Consider the following 12444-nt stretch of genomic DNA (forward strand, 5'->3'; position numbering starts at 1 on the left):
GGCTTTATCTAGAGGAATGAACATGAGTCTTCAGTTGCATCTTTCAACCGCAAATTTCCCGTTAGGTAGTCTTGACGCTTATATCCATCGCGTAAATCAAATCCCAATGTTGACCGCAGAGGAAGAAATTGATTGTGCAAAGCGGTTTCATGACGAAGGTGACTTAGAAAGCGCACGTCGTTTAGTACTTGCGCATTTACGCTATGTCGTACGTGTTGCACGAGGGTATTTGGGTTATGGATTACCTCTGGGCGATCTCATTCAGGAAGGAAATGTTGGGTTGATGAAAGCGGTAAAGCGCTTTGATCCATCCATCGGCGTTCGTCTGGTTTCGTTTGCAGTGCATTGGATTCGAGCCGAGATTCATGAATTCGTTATTCAAAATTGGCGTATTGTTAAGGTCGCAACAACCAAAGCGCAGCGTAAGTTATTTTTTAATATGCGACAAATGAAAAAGCGCTTAGGCTGGATGACTAGTGAAGAAGTGGATGCTGTGGCTCAAGACCTTGGCGTATCCCGTGAAGATGTTTTGGTGATGGAAGAGCGTCTAAATGCTATGGACGCTTCATTTGATTTTTCCGATTCGGATGAAGATGACAACGGTAGTTACAAATCAGTTCCCGCTCGCTTTTTACATGATAATGGCAGTGATCCGGCGTATGTTCTCGAACAAGAAGATAGCAGCACCCAAAGCCATGAAAAGCTTCATTTAGCCTTAGAGCGTCTGGATGAGCGTAGCCAAGATATTTTACAGCAGCGCTGGTTGTCTAATGAAAAAGCCGTTACGCTGCATGCCTTGGCTGATAAATATGGAGTATCGGCTGAACGAGTCAGACAGTTGGAAAAAAATGCAATGAAAAAGTTACGTCAGTATATGGAAGAAGTGGCTTAGCTAAAGAGAGACGCTCTTAAATCTCATGGATCTTGCTGTTCTCGTACCGGTCGGTCCCCTTGAGTGACCTTGCATCTGTGTTATCAATGTCGGTCACTCAAGGGGTGATAAGCTACGGTAGTTAGCCTTATCAATACAGAGTATAACCTTACTGTAATTTACTTCGCAATTCTTCCCTTGTTTTCTCATCAACGAACGCAGATTCGATAGCCATTAATGTGATCTGATTGATCTGATCGTCACTATAACCATAAGCTTCTTGAACAAGTCGATATTCGCGCGCTAGGTTCGTGGTAAAAAACGGGGGATCGTCTGAGTTGATGCTAATGTTTAACCCAGCTTCGTATAATTTAGGAAAGGGATGCTCACTAAGATTTTTAAATAGTCCCAACTTAATATTGCTGGATGGACAAAGCTCTAAAGCAATGCCGCGATCTTTAACCATAGCCATGGTTTCCGGTGAATTAATCACTTGCACGCCATGCCCAATGCGTTTTATTGGTAATGTTTCCATCGCTTCAACCATACCACTGGCTGGTGCAAACTCACCGGCATGAGCGGTACATTCGAGTCCAGCATCGGAGGCAATTTGATATGCTTTGCTAAACAGCCCTGGAGGGAAGTTAATTTCATCACCGCCCAATCCAAAACCAGTAGCACAAGGCACGGAGTGGCGAGCAGCATTCTGTGCGACGCGCTCAGCAGATTCGGCCCCAAAATGTCTTACCGCGGTAATAATAATTCGTCCAACAATATCAAAGTCTGCTTTTGAATCATCCACGGCTTTTTGAATTGCTTGTAAATGTTCTATGGAAGGAATGCCACTTGCTTTTTCCGCGTGATCCGGTGAGTACATCATCTCTACATAAATAGCGCCACCCTCAGCGCAAGAACGTAAATAATCATAAGTGATGTCATAATAATCTTGCGGCCGTTTAATGAGATCGGCAACAACATCATAGACCTGTAAAAAGTGAAGAAAGTCACGGGATAAATAACTTGTTCCATCTTCAGAAATTAAATCCTCAGGTAAAGGAAGATTATTGCGCTGAGCTAAGGTTCGTGCAAGGTTAGGTGATATAGTTCCTTCTAAGTGAACGTGCAATTCTGCTTTTTTTAATGACATTTTGCCCTCTTTATTTAAATCATGAATGGCAACTTTAATGAAAACCTTATAAAATTACCAGTAGGTTTAACTTGTTTAAATGGAAACAATATGAGTGTACAAGATATTGATAAATCCTACGTCAGTCCCATTGATAAATTTTTATATAAATACGATGCGACGCATGAGAAAACCCAATCGCAGCTAAAAGAAATCAAGAAGCATGAGCGCATAGCGAATCTGCGTGATAATCCTGAAGCTGGCAAACAGCAAGATCAAATTTGGCAAGATTTTTAGTTAACCAAACGCTGCATGGATGATTTTATAGGAAAGTATCGTTAAAAGGGATGCAGCAGGTAAGGTTAATATCCATGAGGTGAAAATATTGCGAATAACCAACAGGTTTAAAGCACCAATACCTCGTGCGAGACCAACCCCCAAAACTGCACCAACCAGTGTTTGTGTGGCAGAAACGGGGATCCCAATGGACGTTGCAATCACAACCGTTGTAGCCGCTGCGAGCGTTGCGGCAAACGCTCGGCTTGGGGTCAGTGCAGTGATGGAGCTACCTACGGTTTCAATCACTTTACGTCCATACATCAATAAACCAGTGACAACCCCAACACAACCTAACAAGATAATCCACGCTGGATAATCGGTGGCTTCAAACGGTTGATTGGCATCAAGAACCAGAGAGTGAATAATTGTTAAAGGACCTACGGCCAGGGAAACATCATTAGCACCATGGGCAAAAACCATGGCGCAGGCTGTAAGAGCCATTAATACTGCAAAATATTTTTCGACTTGTAGAAAACGCTCGCGCCGTCTTAAATTAGGGCGTTCTGGAATTCGGCGAATAAAAATTAAACCAATTGCGGTTAAGACAATGCTTGTTACTAATGTTACTGCAATATCTTGCTTAAGATTTAACCGAATATCGAAATGATTGAGTCCTTTAAAGACAGTAATAAACGACAAAACCGTTCCAATTAAGAATAAATAAACTGGAATAAAGCGTTTTGCTTTGGCTAAAGGGTCGCTTTTAACGAAAATAGATTGCTGAATACTAATAAATAAGGCATAAGCTGTGGTTCCAGCGATCAAGGGCGACGTCACCCACCCGATGGCAATATGAGAGACTTGGTGCCAATGTATCGCGTTTTTCCCGAGTACAATTCCACCAAAACCAACCATAGAGCCGACCAATGCATTGGTAATTGATACAGGCAAGCCATAGTAGCTGGCAAGGTTCATCCAGATGGTGCAAGCCAGTAATACGCTTAACATGCCCTGAATCAAAATATAGGGATGAGTCACTAACTCGCTGGTGTTAATGATGCCATCGCGCATGGTTTCGGTCACGCCGGTTCCGCCTAAAAAAGCACCGGCAAATTCGAAGATCACAGCGATTAACATGGCTTGTTTAACCGTTACGGCCTTAGATCCCATCGTCGTGCTCATGACGTTCGCTAAATCATTGGCCCCAACGCCCCAGGTCATAAAGAAACAAAGAAAGATTGCGAGTATTACGTATATTAGTGTTAAATCCATAGAGAACTTACCGGGCAATAAGAATTTGCAGGCGACCACCTACAGTTTGAGCATGGTCGGCTAAGTCACCAATCCATTGGACTAATTTGTAAAGGAAAACAATTTCAATAGCAGGCAAATCCTTTTCCAGCTCAAAAATGCGATGACGAATGTCTGCTAACTTATCATCACTGTCGTGCTCTATTTCATCGAGAGTTACGATCATTTCTTCAACAATTTTTACTTCACTACCACGAAAACCAGTTTCAAGAAGTTCATCCAATTCGTTAATGGCTTTACAAGCTTGTTTTGCGGCATCTAGTGAGCGATTTAAAAAGGGCATGAAGAGGTTAGAAAGCGCTTTTGGAAGTTGCATTTGTCGGCTAATAATAAGTCCTGCAATATCCTCGGCTTTATTGGCGATACGATCTTGAGCGCTTAACAGCTCAAGAAGATCTGTGCGTGAAACGGGTAGAAAAAGGCCTGTTGGTAAATGTAAGCGAAGATCACGCTTAATCAAATCGGCTTCTTTTTCAACTTTTGAAATTTTATCGCGAATAATGAGCGCTTCATCCCAGTTATTATTCAATACAGCTTCAAAAAATGGAGACAGCTGTTTCGCACAAAGATACACTTTGCGCATATGCTGCTCAATAGGCCGAATTGGGGATGGGCCAAACATGTTAAAAATGCGGCTCATGATTCACACGGTCTCGCTGAAAATGTGGCTAATTATATCCAAAAAAATACAGTAACGAAATGTTTTGCAAGTTTTTTTGTCATGTACAGAGAGTTTTTTTATAAAAAATAGTACCGCACAGAGAAAAAATAGGTGGAATGCCTTGGATTAGAACTTAATATCCTGAATAACGGAGTGTTTTGAAAAAACTTGACATCGTGTTGGTAGACCAAAACAATATAACCGTGATCGTTCGAAATGGGTGATTTATGCTTTTTCTTTTTCGCCCTACCGTATTTTAAAAAACTCGCAAGGGCATAAGCCGTTACTCGCTTTTTAAAATACGGCAGCACAAAAAATAAAGGCGCGTAAAAACACGCGTTTTGAACGATCACGGGTATATACCCACTCCACCTGAAGATACTGGATTTTCGCTATCGCTGACATAAAAATCAAATCGCGAAAAAACCAGTATCTTCAGGTGGAATGGGTACATTCGAAATTTACTAACTGAGGATGTGTGATGCGTATTGCCAGTATTAGAGGGCGTGAAATTTTAGATTCAAGAGGCAATCCTACTGTAGAAGCCGATGTATTGTTAGATAATGGGGTGATGGCGCGGGCAAGCGTTCCTTCCGGAGCTTCTACCGGAAGCCGAGAAGCTTGTGAGCTACGAGACAAAGACTCGGCTCGTTATGCTGGTAAGGGTGTTCTTAAAGCCGTTCAAAATATTAATGAAGCAATCAATCATGCCTTAGAAGGATTTGCTGTCGATAACCAGACTAAAATTGATGCTCGTTTATGCGAATTAGATGGCACTGAAAATAAATCTAAGTTAGGGGCTAACGCCATTCTGGCCGTTTCTTTAGCATGCGCTAAAGCACATGCTAAAGTGACGAATACCCCTTTATTCCAATCTTTAAATGATCATGAAGCGATGTCTATGCCCGTGCCTATGATGAATGTATTAAATGGTGGTGCGCATGCAGATAATAATATCGATATTCAAGAATTTATGATTATGCCTGTCGGAGCTTCTGATTTTCCTACCGCCTTACAAATGGGTACAGAAATTTTTCATGTATTAAAATCCGTGCTTAAACAGCAAGGGTTAAACACAGCGATTGGTGATGAAGGCGGATTCGCGCCTAATTTAAAGTCCAATCATCAAGCCTTAGATATGCTTGTGGACGCTGTCCAAAAAGCAGGGTTTCGACTAGGGGAAGATGTGTTTTTTGCGTTAGATGTTGCAGCCTCAGAATTATACCGCCATGGGAAATATGAGCTTAGCTCGGAACAAAAGGTATATAGCAGTGAAGACATGATCCAATATTATGCGGACTTATTAAAACAATATCCCATTGTCAGTATTGAAGATGGTTTGGATGAAAATGATTGGGATGGTTGGAAAACACTGACCGCTGAATTGGGTTCAAAAGTTCAGCTAGTTGGGGATGATTTGTTCGTAACCAACCCAAGCATCTTGAAAAGAGGGATTGCCGAAAAAACTGCCAATGCAATTTTAATCAAACTTAACCAAATTGGAACATTAACTGAGACCAGACAAGCAATTAAGCTTGCACATGAACATGATTATCGCTGTGTCATGTCCCACCGCTCAGGTGAAACCGAAGAAGTATTTATCGCCGATCTCGCGGTTGCTACCGGATGTGGGCAAATTAAAACCGGTTCTCTTTGTAGAACGGATCGTGTCGCAAAATACAACGAGCTTTTGCGCATTAATGAAATGGCAAAATTACCTTATGCTGGAAAAGCAGCACTTGGCATTTAACGCCCGAAATTTTTGCTAGAAGCAAAAAGGTGATAAATTGAGTCTAAATAAGTGAGCCATCAAGGCTATTGTCATGCGATATAGTGCAAATTTAGACCCGTTTATCAAAAGATATACCCGTGATCGTTCAAAATGCGAGTTTTTATAAAATGCGGCAGGGCAAAAAAGAAATAGCATAAATCACGCATTTTGAACGATCACGGGAATATTGCCTATTAGGCCTTACTCAAGATACTTCAAAATGCGATATTTTGGCGATATCTTTTTTTCTTAAAGCTTAAGTAAAAAAGGCATCAACATAAAAGTCGCATTTAAAGTTTCTTGAGTAGATACATTGAGAGTCATATTATGCGGATATTCATAAGCTGCTTGCTCTTGGTTCTGTTTGGGTTACAGTATAAACTATGGTTGGGTGACGGGAGCATTGTTCAATGGAAAGCGCTAGAACAGCAAGTGGCTCACCAGAAAGAAGAGAATAAAAAACTCACCGCTCGTAATCGGGCTTTAGAAGCCGATGTGGTGGAATTAAAATCTGGCGATCAAGCCCTCGAGGAACGTGCTCGCTATGAATTAGGTATGATCAAAGAAACTGAGGATTATTACCACTTCGTAGATTAAACGGGTATAAGCGTCATGTTTAGATTGATTGGCTGTTGTTCCCATAAACTTACCACATAGCCACCATTTCCTGAGCCGGTTGGTTTTACGGCGATGGCGCCGGCTTCCTTCAGCATTCGCATATGTTGAATCAGATTATCACTGACTAATCCCCAGGCTTTAAAGCAATCACTGGCCAAATTGATTGCATTTGCTAATCTATTGAGGGCGTCGGAAGAGGACTGGTTTAACGCGGCTTTAGCCTCAATGACAGCCTGATTCATTTGCTCGTCAATTGCTATGGCTTGCAGAGGATTTTCTTTTAATAAGATGTCTACTTGAGTAATGCAGTGAGAAGTAATTCCAATTTGATCCGATGAGGATAAAAACCATGTAGGTTTCCAGTCTTGATTAATAGGCGTTGTATGAGCGTTTCTAAAATACAACCCCGAGTCAGCAGCAACTCCCGCGATGTCCAAACCACTGCTTTTTCCATGAAATAGATTTTCTAGTTGCTTTGCAAAGCTTTGCCAAGAATAATTGCCGAGCAACCCCCGGGATTCAAACCATCGAGTCATTGCGACACAGAGGGCTGCAGACGCGCCCATACCTACGCCAATGGGTATATTATTGTGAATGGCAAAATGTCCGGATAAATGATTAATAGACTTGCCTAAAATCTGCATCCCATGTTCAAGAACGCTCCAAAATAGCAAGTGCATATCTTCGCCGTTGCTGCCATTAAAATCAGCGCTTAAATTCTCTGATGTCGCTTTATAATGTAACGTTAATTGTTTTTCTTTAATCGGAAACACCAATGCACCGAATCCTCGCAGTACCGCGTGTTCGCCTGCAAGAATCCACTTTCCATGTGTGGTTGTTTTAAAATCAGATGAGATCATAGTTGCCTAACAAATACTTTTTCTTAAACTGGTTGGCCAGTTCTTCTTGGTCAGGGCGATATAATAAATGAATATTGGGGCCGGCGTCCATGGTGACAATAGGACCATCCCCGACATTTTGCCAAAGCCCTTGAAGCAGTTTTAAAGCTTGATTGGATTGTTCGGTCATATAAGAAAAAGGAGATATGCAAGTGGTGAACAATTTATGCATATCATGAAATTCACGCCAGCAGACTTGATAAGCACTTTTCCAATCTTCGTTTTCAAATGCTGCTAATAATGCTTTTAGATTGTATTCTGCTTGTTCAGCGCGAGTAGGGTATAACTTGCTGGTATGAATTCGCATATGCGCTTCACTCGAAGAGATTTTTTTTTCATCATGACTAATCACAATCACTTGATGTATAAGATTTTTATAGGGTAATTCAATGGCTTCTACAGTGTCCTCTCGCCATAAGGCCCAGGGTGAAAAAAAAGAGCGGCATGAGGAGCCTGAGCCCAATCGACTTAAATGCGCCTGCTCTTCAATCGGTGGTATAGGTTTGTGGGTCAGCTCACTGAGGGCAAGAACAGCACATTTTGTTAACGCAGCAAAACTCGAAGCAGAGCTTGCCAGTCCGCTACTGTGGGGAAAGTTGTTGCTGGAGCGAACTCTAAATGCGCCGTCGTAATTAAAATAGGCTTTTAATCGTGTAAGGTGATCTAAAAAACGTTGCTGTGCGGTTTTACTGAGTTCAAAAGGTTTCGCGCCAGGAATGGTTAACGGAGCCCAATCGTCTTTGTGGCCAGGTTTTGTTTCTAGTTCAACGCTACTTAATAATTTATTTAAGGTATAAGAAAGAGACGCATTGATAGGAAGATTTCGCTTATCGTCTTTCTTTCCCATATATTTAATTAACGCAATATTGGATGGGGCTTGGGCGAACCATTGCATGGGAGAATGCTCCTTATAAATGCATAAACTACAAAAGTGATAGACTTGAGCTGGCCACTTTTATAAAAGTGGGCAATAATGAGTCTAAGCTTCCGCACGTAGCTCAGATCATGCGGACAACATTAGTGCGTCACAGTATTGTCTAATGGCCTGGCGAATCATTCCATAAAATCTTATGCAATTGTAGCTGAAAACGGACATTAATTTGATCGCCCACAATCCAGTCGGCTAAAATTTTAGGTTCTAATTGCCCCCAGCTCGGGGAAAAAAGAATCTGTGCTTTTTGTTGTAATTGATGCGTTTCAATGATGGTTAATGCCCATTGATAGTCTTCACGGCTGCATAAAACGAACTTAATTTGATCCGTTTTTTTTAAATGATCCAGGTTTGTATACAAATTCTTTTCACATTCACCAGAGTCTGGCGTTTTTAGATCCATAACTACCATGACGCGTTTATCCACAGGTGAAATATCTCTTGCTCCGCTCGTTTCTAAAGAGACAAAATATCCCTTATCACAGAGCTCAGTCATTAAATCAAAACATCCAGGTTGGGCGAGAGGTTCGCCACCAGTAATGCAAACATTTAAGCAATTGTATTCAGCGATGCGGCCCAAAATTTCATCATAAGAAATAACACGGCCACCGTTGAATGCATAAGCGGTATCGCAATATTGACAACGAAGAGGACAGCCCGTTAATCTCACGAACACGGTGGGCAACCCGGAGGTCGTGGATTCTCCTTGTAAGGAGTAAAATATTTCTGTAATTCTTAATTGATTATTCGAACGAGCCATTGTGTTTTTACCGTCTAAAGTTGCCCTCCATGCATCGAAATTTAGTAATTAGGTCCCCAACGCATTTAATTTTGCAGTTGCCAGCTGTGCTGTGTTTGTATCGGGATAATTTTTAATCACATCACGCAGGCGCTGGCGAGCTTCTTCTTTTTTACCGCTGGCGGCCAGTGCATAACCACTTTTCAACAAGCTGGCAGCCGCTTTACTCGAAGAAGGATAATGTTGTAAAACCGCATCAAAATGTTGGATCGCTTCTGGGTAGTTTTTCTTGACTAAGTATAGCTCACCTAGCCAATATTCCGCATTAGGTTTATAGCCACTTTGAGGGTACTGATTAACAAACGTTTTCATAGCACTTAGCGCGTCATCGTATTTTTTGTTCTTAACCAATTCATAAGCAGCAAGATAGCTAATTTGTTCATTAGCAGGGTTAGTTTTTGCAGCGGCATTCAAAGGCGCTAACGTTGCAGTTGTGCTCGAAGATGATGGCTTAAGGGCTTCGGTTTTAATAGGTTCCTGAAGTGTCATCGGTTGATTTTGCTTGCCGGAAATGCTTGAGTTATTGCTCAAACGGGCGTCAAGATCTTTATAAAAAGCCAGTTGTTGTTGCTGAAGTAATTTTAAATCATGAGCCTGTACCTCTAACTGACCACGAAGCTCCTGCACCTCTTGTTGCAAGTGCTGGACTTTATCGAGAAGAAGCGCATTCTTTTGAGTACTAGAAGTTTCATAATCATCATAGGCCATGGGAAGATCATCAGCGCTGGGAGCTGTAGCTTTGGCTATAGGTGTTTCATCAATCAACTCCGCATTAAATTCAGGTTCTTCTACAGCGAGCGGTGCCATGTCATTGAAGGCATAGTCGCGCTCCAAAGGGGCATCAGGCCGATCAAACTCGGCCTGATGGTCGTCCAACATCGCGTAATTTTCACTTTCATCCACTACGGGTACTTCAGAAAATCCGCTGCAGGGCAACAGCACAGCAAAACATAGTGTTAGAAAAAAGCGATGAATTTTTATCATTGGGTTGCCTCATAGATTAGTTCAACTCGTCGATTTTGACGTCTTGACGCTTCATCATGGCCAGAACTAACGGGACGTTCTTTGCCATAACTTACAACTCTAACTTGATTGCGATTAACGCCTGCCATGCGAATAAGATCTGCAACTGTGTTTGCGCGTCGCTCTCCAAGAGCTATGTTATACTCTCGACTGCCACGTTCGTCAGTATGGCCGGCCAGCAATATTCTGGCGCCGGGATGGTTTTTTAAATACTCAGCCTGGGCATTTACAGAAGGCACGTATTTAGAAGCCAAGGTGCTATTGTCGTAAGCAAATAGATAAACCTGATTGTGAGGTGCCCGAGTAGTATAAGATTCCCCTTCTTCTTGGCCTGCAAAGCGGCTGTTTAATTGACCTAGCCCGTTAGCCGCCAAACCGCCATCATCTTCTCCACCCATTCCAGTACTTCCAGGGCTTTTCGAGCAAGAGGCAAGCAAAATAATACTTGCTGCTAATAACCCAGTTTTTAATACAGCTCGGATACGCATTCTGATCTCCTTGAAATCTTAGGCAATTGATTTATCCAAGATAATGCGGTTAAGCACTACTATGCAAGCTAAAGGCACAATATCTTCAGCACCCTTAACTTGTTCGCTACCTACTCAACTGCTTTTTCTAGGATTATAAGTTTAAAATAAGACCCACAATAACATCGACCTATCAGCACAACGCTTGTGGCGGCTCATTGTACATTTTTTTTTTACTTTCTGCTATTAGGGAACCTTCCCTAGACCGCGGTCACGATTAATGGTTTTGATGACGAAATCGGTGAGCTCGGCTGTGTAAAGTTTTGTAGCCTGATTGGCTGCTAATACTCCTCCATAAGGTGACTCCATTGGGCACGGAATATGATGAGTAAATATTCTAGAGGCGATCACCTGATTTTCTTGCGTGTTGGTAATCACATTTTTGACCACCAGATCTAAAACGCTTGGCTTACATAAGAAATTCTGTTGTAGCGAAATTAATTGGGTATCCAGGCGATAGTCAGAACGGTCCGAATAAGGGATAGACGTTACTGCATAAAAATAATGGCTGGCTTGCAGGCTTTGCACAATGAGTGGAAATAACATGCCAGATGGAGCATCAATCCAGGCATTTTTCGAAAAAGGGCTTAACTCATAGGGTTTGATCATATACAGCATTTGTGCAGTATCATAACCCGAGGCGGCGATTGGGGAGGATACAAGAATTGATGACGGGCGATGTTTTACTTGGGAAGGCTTGCTACTAAATTCCGCTAGTTTATATTTATTTTGGACCGATGTTTTTACGGCGCATGCCGATAATAGGCAAACCAGTATGGTTATCCCGAATAGTCTCACAGTTATTCTCCTGGTCCGCGGGGTGGTGGAGTTGAACCCCTTATTATTACCGCTGGATTTTGGCGCATTTCTTCGCTAACTTTTTCTAAGTTAGCGGCAATATCATTTAAACGACGAAGCAATAGGATTGCTGGGGGTAAGGTTTGCTGTGATATTTTATCAATGCTTTCTTTCCCGGCTTTCATCGTGGTTGTGACTTGTGTGCCAGCTGTGGACATATCCTCTGACATGGCAGTAAATTTTTTCGTTGCGATTTGAAGTTCGTTTAATGCTTTAGGCAATTCGTTTAACGCAGCGTTAAGGTTTCGAGCGTTTTCTTTGGTTAAGATGCTTTTGAATCCTTCACTGATCTCATTTAGATTTTTTTCTAAGCGATTGAAAAACGAAGGCTTAGAGGGGATCACTGGATAACGCTCTCCAGGGGTTTTTTGTAAGGGAACAAAGGTTGATGTGGTGGGTGATAAGCCCAGGTAAGTTGTGCCTGTAATTCCTTGCGTAATTAGGGTGGCGTACGTGGATGCTGTAATCGGCGTTCCCTCTTCAACTTGTATTAAAATTTTAGTTTTTTGAGGATCGGTTTTACTTAGTTCGATTTTGCTAACCTGCCCGATTTTTACTCCATTATATTTTACTGGCGATTCCTCAGATAAACCGGTCACAGATTCATGCATGTAGACAATGTAGCGATTATAAGTTTTTCGATCAAACCCAACGGATAGCCATAGACCAGCGGTGATCAAACCAATGGTAAGCAAAATAACGGTCAAGCCGACTAGGGTATAATTAACTTTTGATTCCAAACACTTTGCTCCCGTCTTACTTTATCGTAA

General features: G+C 41.9%; 14 protein-coding genes. 4 read left to right on the forward strand and 10 right to left on the reverse strand.

Annotated elements, in window-relative coordinates:
• Positions 1–22 precede the first annotated feature (22 nt).
• Entirely contained in the window at positions 23–892 is an 870-nt protein-coding gene (rpoH, locus tag E1O47_RS09150; protein WP_165475088.1) for an RNA polymerase sigma factor RpoH, read from the forward strand.
• Positions 893–1040: 148 nt separating this feature from the next.
• Here the strand turns inward: rpoH and E1O47_RS09155 are convergent, their stop codons facing one another.
• Positions 1041–2018, reverse strand: a complete 978-nt coding sequence (locus E1O47_RS09155) for an adenosine deaminase (RefSeq protein WP_133130956.1) — start codon at positions 2016–2018, stop codon at positions 1041–1043.
• Between the two features lie 90 nt (positions 2019–2108).
• Here E1O47_RS09155 and E1O47_RS09160 point away from each other — a divergent pair, with 90 nt between their 5' ends.
• On the forward strand, positions 2109–2294 hold the full coding sequence (locus tag E1O47_RS09160; protein ID WP_133130957.1) for a CBU_0585 family protein: 186 nt from the start codon (positions 2109–2111) through the stop codon (positions 2292–2294).
• On the opposite strand, the gene E1O47_RS09165 is transcribed toward E1O47_RS09160, so the two are convergent.
• Together E1O47_RS09165 and E1O47_RS09170 are read right to left on the reverse strand one after the other, a co-directional pair.
• Entirely contained in the window at positions 2295–3548 is a 1254-nt protein-coding gene (locus tag E1O47_RS09165; RefSeq protein WP_133130958.1) for an inorganic phosphate transporter, read from the reverse strand.
• Positions 3549–3555: 7 nt separating this feature from the next.
• Positions 3556–4227 (reverse strand): TIGR00153 family protein, encoded by a 672-nt coding sequence (locus E1O47_RS09170; RefSeq protein ID WP_133130959.1) that lies wholly within the window; start codon positions 4225–4227, stop codon positions 3556–3558.
• 502 nt (positions 4228–4729) lie between these two features.
• Between E1O47_RS09170 and eno the strand changes: the two genes are divergently transcribed.
• The gene (gene eno, locus E1O47_RS09175) at positions 4730–5998 is read left to right on the forward strand and encodes a phosphopyruvate hydratase (RefSeq protein ID WP_133130960.1); all 1269 of its coding nucleotides are present in this window, start codon (positions 4730–4732) and stop codon (positions 5996–5998) included.
• A 348-nt stretch (positions 5999–6346) separates the two neighbouring features.
• Positions 6347–6616, forward strand: a complete 270-nt coding sequence (gene ftsB, locus E1O47_RS09180; protein ID WP_133130961.1) for a cell division protein FtsB — start codon at positions 6347–6349, stop codon at positions 6614–6616.
• Here the strand turns inward: ftsB and E1O47_RS09185 are convergent.
• The 7 genes from E1O47_RS09185 to E1O47_RS09215 form a co-directional block, all read right to left on the reverse strand.
• The gene (locus E1O47_RS09185; RefSeq protein WP_133130962.1) at positions 6613–7497 is read right to left on the reverse strand and encodes a mevalonate kinase family protein; all 885 of its coding nucleotides are present in this window, start codon (positions 7495–7497) and stop codon (positions 6613–6615) included. The genes ftsB and E1O47_RS09185 overlap by 4 nt on opposite strands.
• Positions 7484–8431 (reverse strand): diphosphomevalonate decarboxylase, encoded by a 948-nt coding sequence (locus E1O47_RS09190; RefSeq protein WP_133130963.1) that lies wholly within the window; start codon positions 8429–8431, stop codon positions 7484–7486. The genes E1O47_RS09185 and E1O47_RS09190 overlap by 14 nt, the downstream gene beginning before the upstream one ends.
• A gap of 142 nt (positions 8432–8573) precedes the next feature.
• Positions 8574–9227: a 7-carboxy-7-deazaguanine synthase QueE gene (gene queE, locus E1O47_RS09195; RefSeq protein WP_133130964.1), complete on the reverse strand. Its 654-nt coding sequence runs from the start codon at positions 9225–9227 to the stop codon at positions 8574–8576.
• 48 nt (positions 9228–9275) lie between these two features.
• Positions 9276–10250 (reverse strand): tol-pal system protein YbgF, encoded by a 975-nt coding sequence (gene ybgF, locus E1O47_RS09200; RefSeq protein WP_133130965.1) that lies wholly within the window; start codon positions 10248–10250, stop codon positions 9276–9278.
• Entirely contained in the window at positions 10247–10777 is a 531-nt protein-coding gene (gene pal / locus E1O47_RS09205) for a peptidoglycan-associated lipoprotein Pal (RefSeq protein WP_133130966.1), read from the reverse strand. Before pal ends, ybgF begins: the two co-directional genes overlap by 4 nt.
• Before the next feature lie 225 nt (positions 10778–11002).
• Entirely contained in the window at positions 11003–11614 is a 612-nt protein-coding gene (locus tag E1O47_RS09210) for an ABC-type transport auxiliary lipoprotein family protein (RefSeq protein ID WP_242602088.1), read from the reverse strand.
• Positions 11615–11616: 2 nt separating this feature from the next.
• A complete protein-coding gene (locus E1O47_RS09215; RefSeq protein WP_133130968.1) occupies positions 11617–12414 on the reverse strand; it encodes an MlaD family protein in 798 nt (265 codons plus the stop codon).
• Positions 12415–12444 lie beyond the last annotated feature (30 nt).

This window comes from Legionella yabuuchiae (assembly GCF_900640115.1).
In the GTDB taxonomy this organism is placed as follows: Bacteria; Pseudomonadota; Gammaproteobacteria; order Legionellales; family Legionellaceae; genus Legionella_A; species Legionella_A yabuuchiae.

Excerpts from the sequence above, each read along its gene's own strand:
- E1O47_RS09190 (WP_133130963.1), bottom strand. The coding sequence starts at position 8,431 with ATGCAATGGTTCGCCCAAGCCCCATCCAATATTGCGTTAATTAAATAT.
- E1O47_RS09170 (WP_133130959.1), bottom strand. The coding sequence starts at position 4,227 with ATGAGCCGCATTTTTAACATGTTTGGCCCATCCCCAATTCGGCCTATT.
- ybgF (WP_133130965.1), bottom strand. The coding sequence starts at position 10,250 with ATGATAAAAATTCATCGCTTTTTTCTAACACTATGTTTTGCTGTGCTG.
- ftsB (WP_133130961.1), top strand. The coding sequence starts at position 6,347 with ATGCGGATATTCATAAGCTGCTTGCTCTTGGTTCTGTTTGGGTTACAG.
- E1O47_RS09160 (WP_133130957.1), top strand. The coding sequence starts at position 2,109 with ATGAGTGTACAAGATATTGATAAATCCTACGTCAGTCCCATTGATAAA.
- queE (WP_133130964.1), bottom strand. The coding sequence starts at position 9,227 with ATGGCTCGTTCGAATAATCAATTAAGAATTACAGAAATATTTTACTCC.
- E1O47_RS09165 (WP_133130958.1), bottom strand. The coding sequence starts at position 3,548 with ATGGATTTAACACTAATATACGTAATACTCGCAATCTTTCTTTGTTTC.
- pal (WP_133130966.1), bottom strand. The coding sequence starts at position 10,777 with ATGCGTATCCGAGCTGTATTAAAAACTGGGTTATTAGCAGCAAGTATT.
- E1O47_RS09155 (WP_133130956.1), bottom strand. The coding sequence starts at position 2,018 with ATGTCATTAAAAAAAGCAGAATTGCACGTTCACTTAGAAGGAACTATA.
- E1O47_RS09185 (WP_133130962.1), bottom strand. The coding sequence starts at position 7,497 with ATGATCTCATCTGATTTTAAAACAACCACACATGGAAAGTGGATTCTT.
- eno (WP_133130960.1), top strand. The coding sequence starts at position 4,730 with ATGCGTATTGCCAGTATTAGAGGGCGTGAAATTTTAGATTCAAGAGGC.
- rpoH (WP_165475088.1), top strand. The coding sequence starts at position 23 with ATGAGTCTTCAGTTGCATCTTTCAACCGCAAATTTCCCGTTAGGTAGT.